This window comes from Pseudomonas sp. SCA2728.1_7, assembly GCF_018138145.1.
Classification (GTDB): domain Bacteria; phylum Pseudomonadota; class Gammaproteobacteria; order Pseudomonadales; family Pseudomonadaceae; genus Aquipseudomonas; species Aquipseudomonas koreensis_A.
In genome coordinates, this window is the sequence record NZ_CP073104.1 from 4,515,997 (window position 1) to 4,536,208 (window position 20,212).

Sequence of the window (20,212 nt, forward strand, 5' to 3'; positions counted from 1 at the left end):
AGCGATGTGTCAGTCGACATTAATATCAACTGATCCACCGCTATCGCGAGCAGGCTCACTCCTACAGGGGTATTTCGTCTGCCCATTAATTTCGGACAGTCTGGGTTTACTCAGCCTTGAGGGTTTTCACGCCTTCGCTGGTCCCCAGCAACAACAGATCCGCCGGGCGCGCCGCGAACAAGCCATTGGTGACCACGCCGACAATCGCATTGATCTGCGCTTCCAGCTCCACCGGGTTGGTGATCTGCAGGTTGAACACATCCAGGATGATGTTGCCGTTGTCGGTCAGCACGCCTTCGCGGTAAACCGGGTCGCCGCCCAGTTTCACCAGCTGACGGGCGACGTGGCTGCGGGCCATCGGGATCACTTCGACTGGCAGTGGGAACTCGCCAAGCACTGGCACCAGTTTGCTGGCGTCGGCGATGCAGATGAAGGTCTTGGCCACCGCCGCGACAATCTTCTCGCGAGTCAGTGCCGCACCGCCGCCCTTGATCAGGTTCAGGTGCGCGTCGCTTTCGTCGGCGCCATCGACGTAGAACTCCAGGTCGCTGACGGTGTTCAGTTCATACACCGGAATCCCGTGGCCCTTCAGGCGTGCGGCGGTGGCTTCGGAGCTGGCGACGGCGCCATCGAACGCACCCTTGTGCTGGGCCAGGGCATCGATGAAGCAGTTGGCGGTGGAGCCGGTGCCGACCCCGACGATGCTCTTGTCGTCGAGTTTCGGAAGGATGAAGTCGACGGCGGCCTGAGCCACTGCCTGTTTGAGTTGATCCTGGGTCATGCGGGCTCCGGAAGCGGGCAAGGTGAGAACGGAAAGGCCGGCATTATAGCCGCAAGCGTGGCTAAAACCTCTGGATTCGTGTGGTCGTGCGGGCAAAAGCCGGGTTAGACTCCTCGGTCCCGCTCAACCGCTCAGTGATGCTTTCCGATGCTCGAACAGTACGTCAAAAAGATCCTCACCTCGCGCGTTTATGACGTTGCCGTAGAAACCCCGCTGCAGAACGCTCGCCAGCTCTCCGAGCGGCTGGGCAATGACATTTGGCTCAAGCGCGAAGACTTGCAGCCAGTGTTCTCGTTCAAGATTCGCGGCGCCTACAACAAGCTGACGCAACTGAGCGATGAAGAGCGCGCCCGTGGCGTGGTCACCGCGTCGGCGGGCAACCATGCACAGGGTCTGGCCCTGGCGGCGAAAGTGCTGGGCGTCAAAGCCACCATCGTCATGCCCAAGACCACTCCGGAAATCAAAGTCGAAGGCGTGCGTTCGCGCGGCGGCAAAGTGGTGCTGCACGGTGATTCGTTCCCGGAAGCCCTGGCCTACTCGCTGAAACTGGTCGATGAAAAAGGCTACGTCTACATCCACCCGTACGACGATCCGCACACCATTGCCGGGCAGGGCACCGTGGCGATGGAAATTCTGCGCCAGCACCCGCAGCCGCTGGACGCGATTTTCGTTCCGGTCGGTGGCGGCGGTCTGATCGCCGGTATTGCTGCGTACGTGAAATACCTGCGCCCGGACATCAAAGTCATCGGCGTCGAGCCGGACGATTCCAACTGTCTGCAAGCGGCGATGGCTGCCGGTGAGCGCGTGGTGCTGCCGACCGTGGGCATCTTCGCCGACGGCGTGGCAGTGGCGCAGATCGGCCAGCATACCTTCGACATCTGCAAAGACTACGTCGATGAAGTGATCACCGTCAGCACCGACGAGATCTGTGCAGCAATCAAGGATATCTACGACGATACCCGCTCGATCACCGAACCTGCTGGTGCTTTAGGCGTGGCCGGGATCAAGAAATACGTCGAGTTGCGCGGCGTCAGTGGCCAGACTTTCGTGGCCATCGACTCCGGTGCCAACGTCAACTTCGACCGCCTGCGCCATGTCGCCGAACGCGCCGAACTGGGTGAAGGCCGCGAAGCGATCATCGCCGTGACCATCCCTGAGAAGGCCGGCAGCTTCAAAGCGTTCTGCGAGGCCGTCGGCAAGCGCCAGATCACCGAATTCAACTATCGCTATAACACCGGCAGCGAAGCGCACATCTTCGTTGGCGTGCAGACCCACCCGGAAAACGACCCGCGCAGTGCGCTGCTGGCGAGCCTGACCGAGCAGGGTTTCCCGGTCATTGACCTGACCGACAACGAACTGGCCAAGCTGCACATTCGCCACATGGTCGGCGGGCATGCGGCGCACGTCATTGATGAAGTGGTGTTCCGCTTCGAGTTCCCGGAGCGTCCGGGCGCGCTGTTCAACTTCCTTAATAAGCTCGGTGGGCGCTGGAACATTTCGATGTTTCATTACCGCAACCATGGCGCGGCCGATGGCCGCGTGGTCGCGGGCCTGCAAGTGCCGCACGATGAGCGCCATCTGGTGCCGGCGGCCCTTGAGGAAATCGGTTACCCGTATTGGGATGAAAGCGAAAACCCGGCCTATCAGCTGTTTCTTGGCTGAGCGGCTACGCTAAGGGGCATGGCCCAAGGAAGAGAAATTCATGGAAACCCTGACCACCCTGAAAGTCCTTCACGTCGCGGCGACCGTGGTCATACTCGCGAGCGGGCTGGGGCTCGCCGCTCTGACCTGGCGTAATCGCAGCGAAGGGCCGGCCAGCACGATGCAGCGTCCCTGGCTGTTTGTCTGGTGTTTGATGCTGATCGGTATGCTCAGCATGCCTTTCACCGGCTGGTGGTTGGTGCACCTGATCGGCTGGCCACTGGGGCAATTCTGGATTCTGGGTTCCAGCGTGATTTATGCCGTGGCCACGTTGAGTGCAGTGTGGCTGTTGGTGCGGCTTAATCGGCTGTGGACTGGCGGGGTAGGTAACGGGAAATTCACGCTGGCGCTGGCAATTGTCAGCGGCATCGGATTTCTCGCCATTGCCGGGTTGATGGGGGCCAAGCCTGTTTAAGGCTTGGGACCGTGTCGGCCCGATTCGCGAGCAGGCTCGCTCCCACAGGGGATTTGTAACCTACACAGATCCAATGTGGGAGCGAGCCTGCTCGCGAAGGCGGTATCAGCCGCGCAACGAAATCACCGGCCAGCCACGCTTCTCGGCCTCAGCCCGCAGATTCGGATCCGGATCGACAGCCACCGGATTCGCCACCTGCTCCAGCAACGGCAAGTCATTCATCGAATCGCTATAGAAATAGCTGTCGTCCAGCGAGTACCCGGTCTCTTCCAGCCAGCGGTTCAGGCGCGTCACCTTGCCTTCGCGGAAGCACGGAATGTCAGTGCTGCGCCCGCTGTAACGGCCATCGACCATTTCGCATTCAGTGGCAATCAGGGTTTCAACGCCCAGACGCACGGCAATCGGTGCGGTAACGAAGCGGTTGGTCGCGGTGATGATCACCAGTTTGTCGCCAGCATCGCGGTGCTTTTTCAGCAATTCCAGCGCCTGCGGCAGCACGATTGGCTCGATGCAGTCGCGCATGTAATCGTTGTGCCACTGATCGAGCACGGCCATGTCGGTGCGGCCGAGGATCTCCAGGCAGAAGTTCAGGTACGCGGCGTTATCCAGTTTGCCGGCCAGGTAATCCTGATAGAACTCGTCGTTGCGCGCCTTGTACGCAATCGGGTCGAGGAAGCCGCGTTCACACAGATAGTCGCCCCAGGCGTGATCGCTGTCGCCGCCCAGAAGGGTGTTGTCCAAATCGAAGAGTGCCAGGCGCATTGCAGTTACCCGCTGATAAGTCTGTAAAAAGGCGACAAGAATACGGTCTTTTCACAAGAGTGCACATAAGGTAGGAAGCTTCGTTGCCGCCTTATCAACCTTTGTGGAACAATGCGGCGACATGCGTTTGCGAGGTTGTGCCCGTGATCGACCCCGATGGTTTCCGCCCCAATGTCGGGATCATTCTGACGAATGACGCCGGCCAGGTGCTATGGGCTCGCCGTATCAATCAAGATGCCTGGCAGTTTCCGCAAGGGGGAATCAACCCTGAAGAGACGCCGGAAGACGCCTTGTACCGCGAGCTGAACGAAGAAGTTGGCCTGGAACGTGAAGATGTTGAAATACTGGCCTGTACTCGGGGCTGGTTGCGCTATCGTTTGCCGCAACGTCTGGTGCGTACGCACAGCCAACCGCTGTGCATCGGCCAGAAACAGAAATGGTTTCTCCTGCGCCTGATCTCCAACGAGCAGCGGGTGCGGATGGATTTGACCGGTAAACCGGAGTTCGATGGCTGGCGCTGGGTCAGCTATTGGTATCCGTTGGGCCAGGTGGTGACATTCAAGCGCGAGGTGTATCGCCGCGCCCTCAAAGAGCTTGCCCCGCGCCTTTTAGCGCGCGACTGACGACGGAGTTCGACCCCGAGCCATGCTCAATACGCTGCGCAAGATCGTCCAGGAAGTTAACTCCGCCAAGGATCTCAAGGCGGCGTTGGGGATTATTGTGTTGCGCGTCAAAGAGGCCATGGGCAGCCAGGTCTGCTCGGTCTACCTGCTTGATCCCGAGACCAACCGTTTCGTCCTGATGGCCACCGAAGGCTTGAACAAGCGCTCGATCGGCAAGGTCAGCATGGCACCCAACGAAGGTCTGGTCGGTCTGGTCGGCACGCGTGAAGAACCCCTGAACCTCGAAAACGCCTCGGTTCACCCGCGCTACCGTTACTTCGCCGAAACCGGTGAAGAGCGTTATGCCTCGTTCCTCGGTGCACCGATCATTCACCACCGCCGCGTCGTCGGCGTGTTGGTCATCCAGCAAAAAGAACGCCGTCAGTTCGACGAAGGTGAAGAAGCCTTCCTCGTGACCATGAGCGCGCAGCTCGCCGGGGTTATCGCCCACGCCGAGGCCACCGGTTCGATCCGTGGTCTGGGCCGTCAGGGCAAGGGTATTCAGGAGGCCAAGTTCGTCGGCGTGCCCGGTTCGCCGGGTGCGGCGGTCGGTACCGCGGTGGTCATGCTGCCGCCGGCCGATCTCGACGTGGTGCCAGACAAGACCATCACTGACATCGACGCCGAGCTGGCGCTGTTCAAGACCGCCATCGAAGGCGTGCGCGCCGACATGCGCACGTTGTCCGCCAAACTGGCGACGCAGTTGCGCCCGGAAGAGCGCGCACTGTTCGACGTCTACCTGATGATGCTCGACGATGCCTCGCTGGGCAGCGAAATCACCACGGTGATCAAGACCGGCCAATGGGCCCAGGGCGCGTTGCGTCAGGTGGTCACGGAACACGTCAACCGTTTCGAATTGATGGACGACGCCTACCTGCGTGAGCGTGCGTCGGACGTCAAAGACCTTGGCCGCCGTCTGCTCGCCTATTTGCAGGAAGAGCGCCAGCAGAATCTGGTCTATCCGGAAAAAACCATTCTGGTCAGCGAAGAACTGACGCCGGCAATGCTCGGCGAGGTGCCGGAAGGCACGCTGGTCGGTCTGGTTTCTGTGCTCGGTTCGGGTAACTCGCACGTCGCGATCCTGGCCCGGGCGATGGGCATTCCGACGGTGATGGGTCTGGTCGACCTGCCGTACGCCAAGGTCGACGGCATCGAAATGATCGTCGACGGCACCCGCGGCGAGGTCTACACCAACCCGAGCGAAGTGCTGCGCAAGCAGTTCGCCGAAGTCGTCGAAGAAGAGAAACAACTGGCGCTGGGCCTCGACACCCTGCGCGACCTGCCGTGCGTGACCCTTGATGGCCACCGCATGCCGCTGTGGGTCAACACCGGCCTGCTGGCCGATGTGGCGCGGGCGCAGAAGCGCGGCGCCGAAGGTGTCGGCCTGTACCGCACCGAAGTGCCGTTCATGATCAACCAGCGCTTCCCGAGCGAGAAGGAACAACTGGCGATCTACCGCGAGCAGCTCGCCGCGTTCCACCCGCAACCGGTGACCATGCGCAGCCTCGACATCGGCGGTGACAAGTCGCTGTCGTACTTCCCGATCAAGGAAGACAACCCGTTCCTCGGCTGGCGCGGCATTCGCGTCACCCTCGACCATCCGGAAATCTTCCTGGTGCAGACCCGCGCGATGCTCAAGGCCAGCGAAGGCCTGAACAACCTGCGGATTCTGCTGCCGATGATCTCCGGCACCCACGAGCTCGAAGAAGCCCTGCACCTGATCCACCGCGCCTGGGGCGAAGTACGCGACGAAGGCACCGACGTGCCGATGCCGCCGATTGGCGTGATGATCGAGATTCCGGCGGCGGTGTATCAGACCAAGGAACTGGCGCGGATGGTCGACTTCCTGTCCGTCGGCTCCAACGACTTGACCCAGTATTTGCTGGCGGTCGACCGCAACAACCCGCGAGTGGCTGATCTTTACGATTACCTGCATCCGGCGGTGCTGCAAGCTTTGCAGACCGTGGTGCGCGATGCCCATGCCGAAGGCAAACCGGTGAGTATCTGCGGCGAAATGGCCGGTGATCCGGCGGCGGCAGTGCTGTTGATGGCGATGGGTTTCGACAGCCTGTCGATGAACGCCACCAACTTGCCGAAGGTGAAGTGGATGTTGCGTCAGGTCAATCTGAGCAAGGCCAAGGAATTGCTGGCCGAGTTGATGACCATTGATAACCCGCAAGTTATCCACAGCTCGCTGCAATTGGCGCTGAAGAACCTTGGGTTGTCGAAGATGCATCCGCCGGCGGTGGTCAAAGCGCTCTGAAGATCAAAAGCCCCTCACCCTAGCCCTCTCCCAGAGGGAGAGGGGACTGATTGGGGGATGCTGCAGGCTTACGCCGACCTGAAAGTGCTGTGCCGAATCCATAATCGACCCACACCGACGAAGGTGCTGGGTTGAAGCCGTATTAGTCTCACAGCGACTGACGGTGCTGCTGAATCCATAATCAACTCGGTCTTTCAGGTCGATGTATGGCTCAAGACACCTCGGTCGGCTCCCTCTCCCTCCGGGAGAGGGCTGGGGTGAGGGTAAGCTTTTAAGCTGTTATTTCCACTTCGCCCAAATGCCCGCCATACGGCCCAAAACTCCGCTCAACCATGCGCCGCGACCCATCCGCCTGAACGATCAACGCCGTACTCGCCCGCGTCCCGTAACTCTGACTGGCAATAAACACACTCGACAACAATGACTCCGTCGCCAGACCCACCCCGGTATCTGGCAATTCGGCAGATGGTGCCGTCTGCGCATCACTCAACAACCCCAACAACCGTTCAGGCTGCGGATCATCCAGCACCCCACTCAACGCTGCCTTGGCCTTGAGCAACTTCGGCCATGGCGTGTCCAGCCCGGCATTCGACAACCCATAGACGCCCGATTCCAGCATCACCGGCTCCGACATCCGCGCATTGAAGTGCCAAAGCTCATGACTGTTGCCGAGCAGCAGATTAAACCCGGCATATTCCGCCGAACGCCCGACCACATCGCTCAAATAATCATCAATCGACGAATCACCGGTGAGAAACCGCGCCACCAACTCCCCCCGCGACTTGCGTGCCGGCGGCTGCTGCGGATCACGGATATTGGTCAGCGCGGCAAAGCGTCCGTTAGCGCCAATTCCCAGCCAGGTTCCGCCGGCTTCAAGGTCGCGCCCGGCATGCACATGCGGCGCCTCTGGCCATTGCGCCAGCGGCAGACTCGGCCGGGCGTAGAATTCGTCACGGTTGGCCGCGACGATCAGCGGCTGGGCATGGCCCGGGCGCCAGGCGAAAACAATCAGGCACATAAGGTGGTCCTTGTGTGTTTTTTGCTCACTCTACGCATCCGGCGTCCGTGCATCCATCGTAAGTGGAGCAGAAGGGTGTGCATCCGTTACCATGCCGCTCCGGTTTTGCGGATGCGGTCTGGGGAGACGGTCATGGAATTTCTGCTCTATCTGGCGCTGGGCGCCTGTGCGGGCGTGCTGGCCGGGCTGTTTGGCGTCGGCGGCGGGATCATCATCGTGCCGGTGCTGGTGTTCAGTTTCACCTTGCAGGGCTTTGATCAGTCGATTCTCACCCATCTGGCGGTCGGGACGTCGCTGGCGACGATCATCTTCACCTCGGTCAACGCCGTGCGTGAGCATCATCGACGCGGCGCGGTGCGCTGGCCGATCTTCATGTGGATGGCCGTCGGCATTCTGCTCGGTGCAGGTTTCGGTGCGCTGACGGCGGAAGCAATCTCCGGCCCGCACCTGCAAAAGATCATCGGCGTGTTCGCCTTGATCATCTCGGTGCAACTGGCGCTGGACATCAAACCCAAGGCCAGTCGAACGGTGCCGGGTAAACTCGGTCTGACCGTGGCCGGCAGCTTCATCGGTTGGGCCTCGGCGATTTTTGGTGTGGGCGGCGGCTCGCTGACCGTGCCGTTCCTGACCTGGCGCAGCGTGCCGATGCAGCAAGCGGTGGCGACGTCATCGGCCTGCGGTCTGCCGATTGCCTTGGTCAGTGCATTAAGTTTCATGATTCTGGGCTGGCACGATCCGTTGTTGCCAGCCCATAGTCTCGGTTTTGTCTATTTGCCGGCGTTGTTGGGCATCGCCCTGACCAGCATGGTCTTCGCCCGTATCGGCGCGCGTTTGGCGCATCGGTTGTCGCCGCGCTTGCTGAAACGGCTGTTCGCCGCTTTGCTGTTCAGCGTGGGTGTGAGCTTTCTGCTTTAACCGCGTCGCAATCCTGGCTTAATCCTGAGGTGGCAGCGTCGCCCGGGAATTTTGGTTTCAACTCTAACGAGGAGTCGCAATGCTGCCTTACCCGCAGATCGACCCGGTGGCCCTGGCCATCGGTCCGCTGAAAATCCACTGGTACGGTCTGATGTACCTGATCGGCATCGGCGGTGCGTGGCTGCTGGCGTCGCGCCGGCTCAACCGTTTCGACCCGACCTGGACCAAGGAGAAACTCTCCGACATGGTCTTCTGGATGTCGATGGGCGTGATCGTCGGCGGGCGCCTGGGCTATGTACTGTTCTACGATCTGAGCGCTTACCTGGCCAACCCGACGCTGATTTTCGAAGTGTGGAAGGGCGGCATGTCGTTCCACGGCGGCTTCATCGGCGTGATGCTGGCCGCGTTGTGGTTCGGCAAGCGCAACGGCAAGTCGTTCTTCCAGTTGATGGACTTCGTCGCACCGATGGTGCCGATTGGTCTGGGCGCCGGGCGCATCGGTAACTTCATCAACGCCGAATTGTGGGGCAAAGCCACCGACGTGCCGTGGGCCATGGTTTTCCCGCCGTTCAGCGATCCGGCGCAGCTGCCGCGCCACCCGTCGCAGTTGTATCAGTTCGCGCTGGAAGGCGTGGCGCTGTTCCTGATCCTGTGGATTTTCTCGCGCAAGCCGCGTCCGACCATGGCCGTCTCGGGCATGTTCGCGCTGTTCTACGGCATCTTCCGGTTCATCGTCGAATTCGTCCGCGTGCCGGATGCACAACTGGGCTATCTGGCCTGGAACTGGCTGACCATGGGCCAGGTACTCTGCGTGCCGATGATCGTCGGCGGGCTGTTCCTGATCTGGCTGGCCTATCGTCGCGCGCCGGCAGCACCGCTCGCACCGACGGCTTAAACTACGAACCCCGGCGCGCGACGCCGGGGCTCAAAGGACACAGGTAACTCATGAAGCAATATCTCGAACTGGTCTCGCACGTCATTCAGAACGGCACCAAGCAAGCCAACCGCACCGGCATCAATACCATCAGCTTCCCGGGTGCGATGCTGCGTTTCGATCTGCAGGAAGGTTTTCCGGCGATCACCACGCGCAAAATGGCCTTCAAATCGGCCATCGGCGAGATGTGCGGTTTTCTCCGTGGCGTCAACAATGCCGCTGAATTCCGGGCGCTGGGCTGCAAGGTCTGGGACCAGAACGCCAACGAAAACGCACAGTGGCTGGCCAACCCGTTCCGTCAGGGCGACGACGACCTCGGCGAAATCTACGGCGTGCAATGGCGCAAATGGCCGGCGTACAAGCAGATCCCGCTGAGCAACACCGCCGCCATCGAACAAACCTTGAGCAACGGCTACAAGCAGATCGCCCAGGGCGAAGAAGACGGCCAGGCCTACGTGGTGTTGTACAAAGCCATCGACCAGGTGCGTCAGTGCGTCGACACGATCATCAAGGATCCGGGCAGCCGCCGTATTCTGTTCCACGGCTGGAACGTCGCTCAGCTGGATGAAATGGCCCTGCCGCCATGCCATCTGCTGTACCAGTTCCACCCGAATGTCGAGACCAAAGAGATTTCTCTGACCCTCTACATCCGTTCCAACGATCTGGGTCTGGGCACGCCGTTCAACCTCACCGAAGGTGCTGCGCTGCTGAGCCTGATTGGTCGCCTGACCGGCTACACGCCACGCTGGTTCACCTATTTCATCGGTGACGCACACGTCTACGAAAACCACCTGGACATGCTCAACGAACAGCTCAAGCGCGAGCCGTTCGCCATGCCAAAACTGAAAATCTCCGATCGTGTACCGGAGTTTGCCAAGACTGGCGTGTACCAGCCGGAATGGCTGGAACTGGTCGAGCCGAGCGACTTCTCGCTGGAAGGCTACGAACACCACGCACCAATGACCGCGCCAATGGCGGTTTAAGCCGTTGCATAAAACCCCTGTGGGAGCGAGCCTGCTCGCGAAGAGGGCGTGTCAGTCATAGAGATGTCGACTGATACACCGCTTTCGCGAGCAGGCTCGCTCCCACATTTGGTTTTGCGTGAGTCTTAATGGCCGTGGCTGCGGCCTACATGGGAGTGCTCCACTTCCGTCGCGACAACCCCGCCACTCACTTCCAGCCGCTGCAAAATCCCGCATTGATCGGCCATCGGCCCTTCGCCACAACGTTGGCGCAGGTCGAGCAGTTGTGTCTGCAACGCCAGCAACCCATCAATCCGCGCCTTCACATGCTGGATATGCTCATCGATCAGCGTATTGACGCTTTCGCACTGATCCTGCGGGCTGTCACGCATGGCCAGCAGACTGCGGATTTCTTCGAGGGTCATGTCGAGGGTGCGGCAGTTGCGGATGAAGGTCAGGCGTTCGGCGTGCCCCTGGGTGTAGACGCGGTAGTTGCCGTCACTGCGGGCCGGTTCCGGCAGGAGGTTTTCGCGCTCGTAGTAGCGGATGGTTTCCACGGCGCAGTCGGTGAGTTTGGCCAGTTCTCCGATCTTCATGACGACAATCTCCAAAAGGGTGCTTGACCCTATAGTGGCTACAGGGTCTTTACTTGGCAACAGGCACCTTCATGGACGCGACCAATGAGCGATTCCCAGCACACCCACAAGCCCGGCGACGGCCACGATCACAGTCATAAATTGCAGCCTGTGCATAAGCATTCACAGGGCGGCGATTCTTGCTGCGGGTCGAAAGTTGCAGCGCCGGCACCGGTTCACGCGCACGAAGACTCCTGCTGCTCGTCGACAGCCGCCGCGCCTGCGTTGGTGCAACTGAGCGAAAAGACTACCGCCGATGCGCGGCTGAGCAGTTTCCGCATCGAGGCGATGGATTGCCCGACCGAGCAGACGCTGATCCAGAACAAGCTCGGCAAACTCGCCGGCGTGCAGCAGCTGGAATTCAACCTGATCAATCGCGTACTCGGCGTGACCCACAATCTGCCGGGTACCGAGCCGATCACCGAAGCGATCAAATCCCTCGGTATGCACGCCGAGCCACTGGAGGCGGGCGTCGACTCGCCGGCCCCGGCGCCGGTGAAAAAACACTGGTGGCCGCTGGCGTTGTCCGGTGTCGGCGCGCTCGCCGCTGAAGTCATTCATTTCACCAATGCGGCACCCACCTGGGTGGTGGCGATCATCGCGCTGGTGTCGATTCTCAGCGGTGGCCTGACCACTTACAAAAAGGGCTGGATCGCCCTGAAGAACCGCAACCTCAACATCAACGCGCTGATGAGCATCGCCGTCACCGGTGCCATCCTCATCGGCCAGTGGCCGGAAGCGGCGATGGTGATGTTCCTGTTCACCGTTGCTGAGCTGATCGAAGCGCGCTCGCTGGACCGTGCGCGCAACGCGATCAGCGGTCTGATGCAGATGACGCCGGAACGAGCCACGGTGTTGCAGGCTGACGGCAGCTGGATTGAGCAGGACGTGAAAAGTGTCGAACTCGGCGCCCGCGTGCGAGTGAAGCCCGGCGAGCGCATTGCGCTGGACGGCGAAGTGGTCAGCGGCAACTCGACCATTGATCAAGCGCCGATCACCGGAGAGAGCTTGCCTGTGGAGAAAACCGTCGGCGACAAAGTCTTCGCCGGTACCATCAATCAGGCCGGTTCGCTGGAATACGCGGTCAGCGCAGCAGCGAACAACTCGACGCTGGCGCGCATCATCCATGCCGTCGAACAGGCCCAAGGCGCGCGTGCGCCGACCCAGCGCTTCGTCGATCAGTTCTCGAAAATCTACACGCCCGTAGTGTTCGTGTTTGCCTTGGCCGTGGCGATCATTCCGCCGCTGTTCATGGGCGCCGTGTGGTTCGACTGGATCTACCGCGCGCTGGTGCTGTTGGTGGTCGCGTGCCCGTGTGCACTGGTGATTTCGACGCCGGTAACCATCGTCAGCGGCCTCGCCGCCGCGGCGCGCAAAGGCATTCTGGTCAAGGGCGGCGTGTACCTGGAGGGCGGTTTCAAGCTCGATTATCTGGCGCTGGATAAAACCGGCACGATCACCCACGGCAAACCGGTGCAGACCGATTACCTGTCTCTCGACGTGACGGCCGACGCCACGGCACCGGCAATCGCTGCGGCGTTGGCCGGTCGCTCGGATCACCCGGTGTCGCTAGCCATCGCCAACGCCGCTGTGGATAAAAACTTCCAAGCGCTGATTGTGGATAACTTCGAAGCGTTGGGCGGGCGTGGCGTCAAAGGCGAAATCAACGGCCAGACTTACCACTTGGGCAACCATCGTCTGGTCGAAGAACTCGGTTTGTGCTCGCCAGCACTGGAAGAAAAACTCTTCGCGCTGGAAAAACAAGGTAAGTCCGTAGTGCTGCTGCTCGACAGCTCCGGCCCGCTGGCGCTGTTCGCCGTGGCTGACACGGTCAAGGAAACCAGCCGCGAAGCGATCCGCCAGTTGCATGAACTCGGGGTGAAAACCCTGATGCTCACCGGCGACAACGTTCACACCGCCCAAGCGATTGCCGCGCAGGTTGGCATCGACGAGGCCCGTGGCGACTTGCTGCCGACCGACAAACTGCAAGCCATTGAAGATCTGTACAAGCAGGGCCATCGCGTCGGCATGGTCGGCGACGGCATTAACGACGCGCCGGCACTGGCTCGCGCCGAGATCGGTTTCGCCATGGCCGCTGCCGGCACCGATACGGCGATCGAAACCGCCGATGTCGCCCTGATGGACGATGATCTGCGCAAGATCCCGGCGTTCATCAGCCTGTCGCGCAACACCGCCAGCATCCTGAAACAGAACATCGCGCTGGCCCTGGTGATCAAGGCTATCTTTCTTGCGGTAACCTTCGCCGGGCTCGCCACCATGTGGATGGCGGTGTTCGCCGACATGGGCGTGAGCCTGCTGGTGGTGTTCAACGGTTTGCGCCTGCTGCGCAAATAAATGAGGAAAGGTTGTGCTGAGTGCCGAGCTGAAAGCGTTTTACATGGTCGCCCGCCTGGGCAGCATCACGCTGGCGGCGAAAAAACTCGGCCTCAGCCAACCGACCGTGACCACGCAGATCCGCAATCTGGAAAGTCAGTATTCGGTGGAGCTGTTTTATCGCGGCGGTCGACGCCTCAGTGTCAGCGACGAAGGCGCGCGGCTGCTGCCGATGGTCAAGACCCTGTTGCAGCAGGAAGCCGACATTGAGTTTTTCCTGCGCAACAGCGGTCAGGTGCAGGGCACATTGCGCATCGCAGCGACCGCGCCGTATTACATCCTCGATCTGGTGAAAACCTTTCGCGAGCGTCTGCCGCAAGTGGAAGTGTCGGTGGAAATCGGCAACTCGCAGCAGGTGCTCGAAGCGCTGGAAGATTACCGGGTGGACATCGCCGCGTCGTCGCAATTACTCGATGACGCGCGATTGATCCGCCGGGTGCTCGGCACTGATCCGCTGGTGCTGGCGGTGCATCGCAATCATCCGTTGGCGGCGCAGGAGCATGTCGCTTTGAGCGCGCTGGCCGGGCATACGTTGTTGATGCGCGAGTCGGGTTCGACCACGCGGCGGTTGACTGAAGAGTTGCTGGCCAATGCTGGGGTGAGTTTCGGGCCGTTGCTGGAGATTGGCAGTCGTGAGTCGATTCGTGAGGCGGTGTTGCGCAATATTGGCATCAGCATCATTGCGCGGCAGGAAGTGCCGCATGATCCGCAGTTGCGCGTGCTGACGATCGAGAATGCGCCGCAGATTCCGGAGTATCTGTATTGCCTGAAAGAGCGCAAAGGCGCGCGGTTGCCGGCGGCGTTTCTCGGTTTGGCCCAGGAAATGTCCCCGGCCTGAGATCTTCAGTATGCGAGCTGGCCTCTTCGCGAGCAGGCTCGCTCCCACATTGGATCTGCGCTGCGAACACTATCCCCTGTGGGAGCGAGCCTGCTCGCGAAGGCGCCAGATCAGTCACCCCATCACTTGAACCAAAATCCCCGAATACCACTATCAGCAGTTTTTGCCTCGTTGCCACATGACGGACGCATTACAACTCTAGGATTGGCCCCATCTGCTTGATGAGGTCTGTCCATGAATCCTGCCATCGCAACTGCCCTGACCAACCCCGGTGCGCCGATGAAAGTGCGCGGCGTGCAGAAACGCTTCGGCGCGTTCACCGCACTGGATAACGTTTCTCTCGACGTCGCCGCTGGTGAACTGGTGTGCCTGCTCGGCCCCTCGGGCTGCGGCAAGACCACGTTGCTGCGTTGCATCGCCGGTCTGGAGAAGCAGGACAGCGGCGAGCTGTACCTCGGCGATCGCGATGTCTCACACCTCGCCCCGCAAGCCCGCGACTACGGCATTCTGTTCCAGTCTTACGCGCTGTTCCCCAATCTGACGGTCGAAGCGAACATTGCCTACGGCCTCGCCGGCAGCGGCCGCGACGAAGTGCGCCACCGTGTCGGACAGATGCTGGAACTGGTCGGCCTCACCGGCAGCGAGAAAAAGTACCCGGGCCAATTGTCCGGCGGCCAGCAACAGCGTGTCGCGCTGGCCCGTGCTTTGGCGCCGGCACCATCGCTGTTGTTGCTCGACGAACCGATGTCGGCCCTCGACGCCCGCGTCCGCGAGCATCTGTGCACCGAGCTGCGCCAACTGCAACGCAACCTCGGCATCACCACGCTGATGGTCACGCACAATCAGGACGAAGCCATGTTGATGGCCGACCGCATCGCGGTGATGAACAACGGCCGCGTCGAGCAGTACGCCACGCCGCAGGAAATCTACAACCGCCCGGCCACACCGTTCGTGGCCGAGTTTGTCGGTCAGGGCAACTGGTTGCCGTTCCAACGCAGCAGCGACACTCACGCGCAGGTCGGCGGGATGAACCTGCGCCTCAGCGATGGCAGCATTCAGCGCGCCTCGGGCCGTTTGTTTTGCCGCCCGGAAGCGATCAACGTCAATCCACCGGTGCACGAAGAAAACCTGTTCCCGGCCAAAGTCCGCGAGATCACCTTTCTCGGCAATCGCTGCCGCATGAGTTTCGAACTCGATCAACTGCCGGGCCACGCACTGCTCGCTGAACTCGCCCCGGAAGCCATGCCGCGCCTCGGCGCCCAGCAGATCATGGTCGCCTTGCCGCCGCGCAGCCTGCAGGTGTTTGCCTGATGAACAGCAACCTCGCGCTGCCGCTACCGCACAAGCAGGTGCGACAGTCTTCGAAAGCCGAGATCGGCGACCGCATTTTTGTCGTTGGCGGCAAAGTCCTCTTGCTGCTGTTGCTCGGCGTCGCGGTGTTGCTGCCGTTGTTGGCGATCTTCTGGCGCGGTTTCAGCAGTGAGGCCGGGCAGGGCGGTGGCTGGGTCGCGGCGAAGGAACTGGTGACCAGCGAGAATTTCCACTGGCTGCTCGGCAACAGCCTGAAAGTTTCCCTCAGCGTCGCGGCCATCGTCGTACCGCTGGCCTACCTGTTTGCCTACGCGCTGCAACGCACGCTGATTCCGGCGAAAGGCATCTGGCGCGGAATTTCTCTGTTGCCGCTGATGGCGCCGTCGATGCTGCCGGGGATTGCGTTGGTCTATCTGTTCGGCAATCAGGGCATGTTGCGCGGGCTGCTCTCGGACAACATCTACGGGTTCTGGGGGATTGTGCTGGGCGAGGTGATCTACACCTTCCCGCATGCGCTGATGATTTTGCTCTCGGCGTTGTCGCTGGCTGATGCGCGATTGTTCGACGCTGCGTCGAGCATGGGCGCGAGTCCGGCCAAGGCGTTTCGCAGCATCACCTGGCCGGCGACGCGTCAGGCTGTGTTCGCCGCGTTCTGTCTGGTGTTCACCCTGACCATCACCGATTTCGGTGTGCCAGTGGTGGTTGGTGGCGACTACCAAGTGCTGGCGCTGGAGGCCTACAAAGCCGTGGTCGGTCAGCAACAATTCGGTCGCGGCGCGTTGATCGGCATGGTGCTGTTGCTGCCGGCGCTGTTCAGCTTCGGCGTCGATGCCTGGCTGCGTCGGCGTCACGGCGACTCCATGAGCGGGCGTGCTCAAGTGTTCAAACCGGCGCCGTCGACACTGCGCGATGGCTGCTATCTGGCGATTGTCTTGTTGATCAGCGCGGCGTTGATTCTGGTGTTCGGCATGGCGGTGTTCTCGTCGCTGGTGAAGTTCTGGCCGTACAACCTGTCGCTGTCGCTCAATCACTATCAGTTCAACGAAACCGCCGGCGGTGGCTGGCTGGCCTACAGCAACAGTTTGAAAATGGCCTTGGGCACGGCGCTGATCGGCAGTGTGCTGATTTTCACCGGCGCTTATCTCATGGAGAAAACCCGCGATCAGCGCGGCCTCAACCTGGCGTTGCGCATGCTCAGTTTTGTGCCGATGGCGGTGCCGGGGCTGGTGCTTGGTCTGGGTTACGTCTTCTTCTTCAACCTCACGGGTAACCCGCTGCATGTGCTCTACGGAACGATGACGCTGTTGATCGTCTGCACCATCGCGCACTACCTGACCACCGCACAAATGACCGCGACCACCGCGTTGCGCCAGCTCGACGCCGAGTTCGAAGCCGCCGCGCTGTCGCTCAAAGCGCCGCTGTACCGGCATTACCTGCGCGTCACCGTGCCGATCTGCCTGCCGGCGCTGCTCGACATCGTGCGCTACCTGTTTGTCTCGGCGATGACCACGGTGTCGGCGGCGATCTTCCTCTACAGCCCCGACACCATCCTTGCGGCGGTCGCGGTGCTGAACATGGATGACGCCGGCAACGTCGGCGGCGCGGCGGCGATGTCGACCCTGATTCTGTTCACTTCGGCGGGCGTGTCCTTGCTGCTGGCGTGGGCTTCGCGCGGCTTGCTGCGCCGTTCTCAAGCCTGGCGGCAAACCGCGCCCGGTCACTGATTCCAACCCCGTTCAACTCATTACAGGAAAACGATCATGTTCAAGCCTATGGCCCTGGCCGCTGCTGTGCTCGCTACTTTCAGCCTGAATGCCTTTGCGGCAAAAACCGAGTTGACGGTGTACACCGCCCTCGAAGCCGAGCAACTGAAGTCCTACAAAGAAGCCTTCGAAAAGGCCAACCCGGACGTCGAGATCAAATGGGTGCGTGATTCCACCGGGATCATCACCGCCAAACTGCTCGCCGAAAAGGCCCGTCCGCAGGCTGACGCGGTGTGGGGTCTGGCGGCTTCGAGCCTGGCGATCCTCGATCAGCAAGGCATGCTGCAAAGCTACGCGCCGAAGGACCTCGGCAAGATTGGCGCGAACTACCGCGACGCCGCCAACCCGCCAGCCTGGGTCGGCATGGATGTGTGGGCCGCGACCATTTGCTTCAACACCGTCGAAGCCGAGAAGCAGGGTTTGAGCAAACCGGTGAGCTGGCAGGATCTGACCAAGCCTGAGTACAAGGGCAAGATCGTCATGCCGAATCCGGCGTCGTCCGGCACCGGTTTCCTCGACGTCAGCGCCTGGCTGCAAACCTTTGGCGAGAAGCAGGGCTGGGCCTACATGGACGGTCTGCACCAGAACATCGGCCAGTACGTTCACTCCGGTTCCAAGCCTTGCAAGTTAGCAGCGGCGGGCGAGTTCCCGATCGGGATTTCCTTTGAATACCCGGCGGTACAGCTGAAGCGTCAGGGCGCGCCGCTGGACATCATCTTGCCGAAGGAAGGCCTGGGCTGGGAGATCGAAGCGACTGCCGTGATCAAAGGCACGCCGCATGAAGAGGCGGCGAAGAAACTGGCTGACTTCTCTGCCAGCGCTGAGGCGATGGATTTGTACAAGGAGAACTTCGCTGTTCTTGCGCAGCCGGGGATCGCCAAGCCGCAGACCGAATTGCCGGCGGATTACGAGCAGCGTTTGATCAAGAACGACTTCGCCTGGGCCTCGAAGAATCGCGACGAGATCCTGACCGAGTGGCGCAAGCGTTATGACGGCAAGTCCGAGAAAGTGGCTGCCAAGTAAATCTTCGCAAGCTGACAGGGCCTCATCGCGAGCAGGCTCACTCCTACAGGGGAACGCATTCCAACTGTAGGAGCGAGCCTGCTCGCGATTGCGGTCTTTCATTCAGGACATCATCCAGATGACACAACACCAAGACCTGCTCATCGTCGGCGCTGGCATCCTCGGCCTGTCCCACGCCTACGCCGCTGCCAAACGCGGCCTCAAGGTCGCCGTCTTCGAACGCACCGCCACGCCGCTGGGCGCCTCGGTGCGCAACTTCGGCCAGGCCCTGGTCACCGGCCAACCGCCGGGCCCAATGCTCGAACTGGCCAAGGCCAGCCGCGAAATATGGGGCGACTGGGCGCAACTCGCCGGGCTGCAAATCAAACGCAACGGCTCCTACTTGTTTGCCCGCACCGAAGCCGAAGAACACCTGCTCGAGACCTTCTGCAACGGTCGCGCCGTGGAACACGGTTACAATATTCAATTGCTGCGCGGCGCCGCGCTGCGCGACCTCTACAACGGCCAGTTCAGTCACCACCGCGCCGCCCTCCACGGTATCGACGATCAACAGCTGTACTCGCGTGAAGCAATCCCAGCGCTGATCGATTACCTGCGCCGCGACCTCGGCGTCGAGTTCCACTTCTCGACGCTGGTGCGCGACGTCGAACCCGGACGTCTGCACAGCACCGTCGGCAGCTTCACGGCGAAGCAGATCATCGTCTGCTCCGGCCACGATTATCAGACCTTGCTCGCCGAGCCGATCGCCGCCCTCGATCCGCAAATCTGCCGCCTGCAAATGCTCCGCGCCAAACCTGCGACCGAGCTGAATCTGCAACACGCCTTGCTCACCGGCCTGAGCTGCGTGCACTACGGCGCCTTCGCCGATCTGCCGGAAGCGGCGGCGGTGCAGGCGCAAATCATCCGTGAGCAACCGCACCTGCACGACAACGGTATCCACCTGCTGATCAGCCCCACGCCGTACGGCGAATTGATCATCGGCGACTCGCACCATTACGGCAGCGACCCTTCACCGTTCAACGCTGAGCAAGTGGATAACTGGATGCTCGAACTGGCCGAGCAGACGCTGGGCTGCAAGGTGCAAGTGGTCGAGCGCTGGCAGGGCGTCTATGGTTCCCGGGGGCCGGGGCCGTTTTCGTTCTTGCGCCCGGCACCCGGGTTGAGTGTGGCGCTGATGCACACCGGCGTCGGCATGAGCGTCGGCCCGGCCATGGCCGAGCGCAACATTGCGCAGTTGCTGGAGGACATTTGATGACGGGTCACGAGCAAGTCGTCGCACGGGTATTCGGACTGTACGAGCGCTTTGGCACCAGCGATTACATCGGCGAGCCGGTGTCGCAGATCGAGCACATGTCCCAGGCTGCTGAACTGGCTATCGCCGAGGGCTTTGATGATGAAGTGGTGCTGGCGGCGTTCTTTCATGACATCGGTCATCTGTGTGCCGAGGGCGCTGAGAACATGGGCGGCTTTGGCGTGGTCAGTCATGAACGGCTGGGTGCGGACTATTTGCGTGAGGCCGGTTTCAGCGAACGTATGGCGAGGCTGGTGGAATATCACGTGCAGGCCAAGCGGTATCTGACGTTGCGTGAGCCGGGGTATTTTGATCGGCTGAGTGAGGCGAGTCGGCGGACGCTGGGGTATCAGGGTGGGGTGATGAGCGAGGCGGAGGCGAATGTGTTTGAGCGCGATCCGTTGTGTGCGGTCAGCTTGCGGATGCGGCAGTGGGATGAGTTGGCCAAGGAGAGGGCGGTGCCGGTGATGGATCTGGCGGTGCTCAAGCGCAAGGCTGAGGTTTTGTTGTTGGCTGAGTGATTGTCGCCCTCACCCCAGCCCTC

Annotated in this window: 18 protein-coding genes; 14 read left to right on the plus strand and 4 right to left on the minus strand. The window is 61.2% G+C overall.

The annotated features are described in order from the left end of the window. Positions 1-106: 106 nt before the first annotated feature. Positions 107-781 (minus strand): ribose-5-phosphate isomerase RpiA, encoded by a 675-nt coding sequence (gene rpiA / locus KBP52_RS20110; RefSeq protein WP_007913886.1) that lies wholly within the window; start codon positions 779-781, stop codon positions 107-109. 147 nt (positions 782-928) lie between these two features. Here rpiA and ilvA point away from each other — a divergent pair, with 147 nt between their 5' ends. Continuing rightward, entirely contained in the window at positions 929-2,443 is a 1,515-nt protein-coding gene (gene ilvA, locus KBP52_RS20115) for a threonine ammonia-lyase, biosynthetic (protein WP_116028438.1), read from the plus strand. A 40-nt stretch (positions 2,444-2,483) separates the two neighbouring features. Beyond that, a complete protein-coding gene (locus KBP52_RS20120; protein ID WP_116028437.1) occupies positions 2,484-2,897 on the plus strand; it encodes a DUF2269 family protein in 414 nt (137 codons plus the stop codon). Between the two features lie 105 nt (positions 2,898-3,002). On the opposite strand, the gene KBP52_RS20125 is transcribed toward KBP52_RS20120, so the two are convergent. Further along, positions 3,003-3,659: an HAD family hydrolase gene (locus KBP52_RS20125; RefSeq protein WP_123593572.1), complete on the minus strand. Its 657-nt coding sequence runs from the start codon at positions 3,657-3,659 to the stop codon at positions 3,003-3,005. Positions 3,660-3,802: 143 nt separating this feature from the next. Between KBP52_RS20125 and KBP52_RS20130 the strand changes: the two genes are divergently transcribed. Together KBP52_RS20130 and ptsP are read left to right on the plus strand one after the other, a co-directional pair. Beyond that, positions 3,803-4,282 (plus strand): RNA pyrophosphohydrolase, encoded by a 480-nt coding sequence (locus KBP52_RS20130; protein ID WP_003229203.1) that lies wholly within the window; start codon positions 3,803-3,805, stop codon positions 4,280-4,282. Between the two features lie 22 nt (positions 4,283-4,304). After that, positions 4,305-6,584, plus strand: coding sequence for a phosphoenolpyruvate--protein phosphotransferase (ptsP, locus tag KBP52_RS20135; RefSeq protein ID WP_150706342.1), 2,280 nt, complete (start codon positions 4,305-4,307; stop codon positions 6,582-6,584). 271 nt (positions 6,585-6,855) lie between these two features. Here ptsP and KBP52_RS20140 read toward each other — a convergent pair whose 3' ends face one another. Then, positions 6,856-7,602 carry an NRDE family protein gene (locus KBP52_RS20140; RefSeq protein WP_212620824.1) on the minus strand — a complete coding sequence of 249 codons (747 nt, stop codon included), beginning with the start codon at positions 7,600-7,602 and terminating at the stop codon, positions 6,856-6,858. 132 nt (positions 7,603-7,734) lie between these two features. Between KBP52_RS20140 and KBP52_RS20145 the strand changes: the two genes are divergently transcribed. The 3 genes from KBP52_RS20145 to KBP52_RS20155 all read left to right on the plus strand — a co-directional run bounded on the left by KBP52_RS20145 (position 7,735) and on the right by KBP52_RS20155 (position 10,434). Beyond that, positions 7,735-8,517, plus strand: coding sequence for a sulfite exporter TauE/SafE family protein (locus KBP52_RS20145; protein WP_077574938.1), 783 nt, complete (start codon positions 7,735-7,737; stop codon positions 8,515-8,517). A gap of 79 nt (positions 8,518-8,596) precedes the next feature. Further along, complete coding sequence (lgt, locus tag KBP52_RS20150; protein WP_007913003.1) at positions 8,597-9,412, plus strand: prolipoprotein diacylglyceryl transferase; 816 nt, start codon at positions 8,597-8,599, stop codon at positions 9,410-9,412. A 50-nt stretch (positions 9,413-9,462) separates the two neighbouring features. Beyond that, positions 9,463-10,434 carry a thymidylate synthase gene (locus KBP52_RS20155; RefSeq protein WP_008088441.1) on the plus strand — a complete coding sequence of 324 codons (972 nt, stop codon included), beginning with the start codon at positions 9,463-9,465 and terminating at the stop codon, positions 10,432-10,434. Between the two features lie 125 nt (positions 10,435-10,559). Here the strand turns inward: KBP52_RS20155 and cadR are convergent, their stop codons facing one another. Next, a complete protein-coding gene (gene cadR, locus KBP52_RS20160; protein WP_212620825.1) occupies positions 10,560-11,009 on the minus strand; it encodes a Cd(II)/Pb(II)-responsive transcriptional regulator in 450 nt (149 codons plus the stop codon). An 84-nt stretch (positions 11,010-11,093) separates the two neighbouring features. Here cadR and KBP52_RS20165 point away from each other — a divergent pair, with 84 nt between their 5' ends. From KBP52_RS20165 to KBP52_RS20195, 7 genes are all read left to right on the plus strand, one after another. Continuing rightward, the gene (locus KBP52_RS20165) at positions 11,094-13,403 is read left to right on the plus strand and encodes a heavy metal translocating P-type ATPase (RefSeq protein ID WP_212620826.1); all 2,310 of its coding nucleotides are present in this window, start codon (positions 11,094-11,096) and stop codon (positions 13,401-13,403) included. A 13-nt stretch (positions 13,404-13,416) separates the two neighbouring features. After that, positions 13,417-14,280: a LysR family transcriptional regulator gene (locus KBP52_RS20170; RefSeq protein WP_077574935.1), complete on the plus strand. Its 864-nt coding sequence runs from the start codon at positions 13,417-13,419 to the stop codon at positions 14,278-14,280. Between the two features lie 234 nt (positions 14,281-14,514). Beyond that, positions 14,515-15,591, plus strand: a complete 1,077-nt coding sequence (locus tag KBP52_RS20175; protein ID WP_212620827.1) for a putative 2-aminoethylphosphonate ABC transporter ATP-binding protein — start codon at positions 14,515-14,517, stop codon at positions 15,589-15,591. Next, the gene (locus KBP52_RS20180; RefSeq protein ID WP_212620828.1) at positions 15,591-17,315 is read left to right on the plus strand and encodes a putative 2-aminoethylphosphonate ABC transporter permease subunit; all 1,725 of its coding nucleotides are present in this window, start codon (positions 15,591-15,593) and stop codon (positions 17,313-17,315) included. Before KBP52_RS20175 ends, KBP52_RS20180 begins: the two co-directional genes overlap by 1 nt. Before the next feature lie 36 nt (positions 17,316-17,351). After that, on the plus strand, positions 17,352-18,377 hold the full coding sequence (locus KBP52_RS20185; protein WP_034153698.1) for a putative 2-aminoethylphosphonate ABC transporter substrate-binding protein: 1,026 nt from the start codon (positions 17,352-17,354) through the stop codon (positions 18,375-18,377). Positions 18,378-18,495: 118 nt separating this feature from the next. After that, on the plus strand, positions 18,496-19,629 hold the full coding sequence (locus KBP52_RS20190) for a TIGR03364 family FAD-dependent oxidoreductase (protein WP_212620829.1): 1,134 nt from the start codon (positions 18,496-18,498) through the stop codon (positions 19,627-19,629). Beyond that, entirely contained in the window at positions 19,629-20,189 is a 561-nt protein-coding gene (locus KBP52_RS20195) for a phosphonate degradation HD-domain oxygenase (RefSeq protein ID WP_212620830.1), read from the plus strand. The genes KBP52_RS20190 and KBP52_RS20195 overlap by 1 nt, the downstream gene beginning before the upstream one ends. Positions 20,190-20,212: the final 23 nt, after the last annotated feature.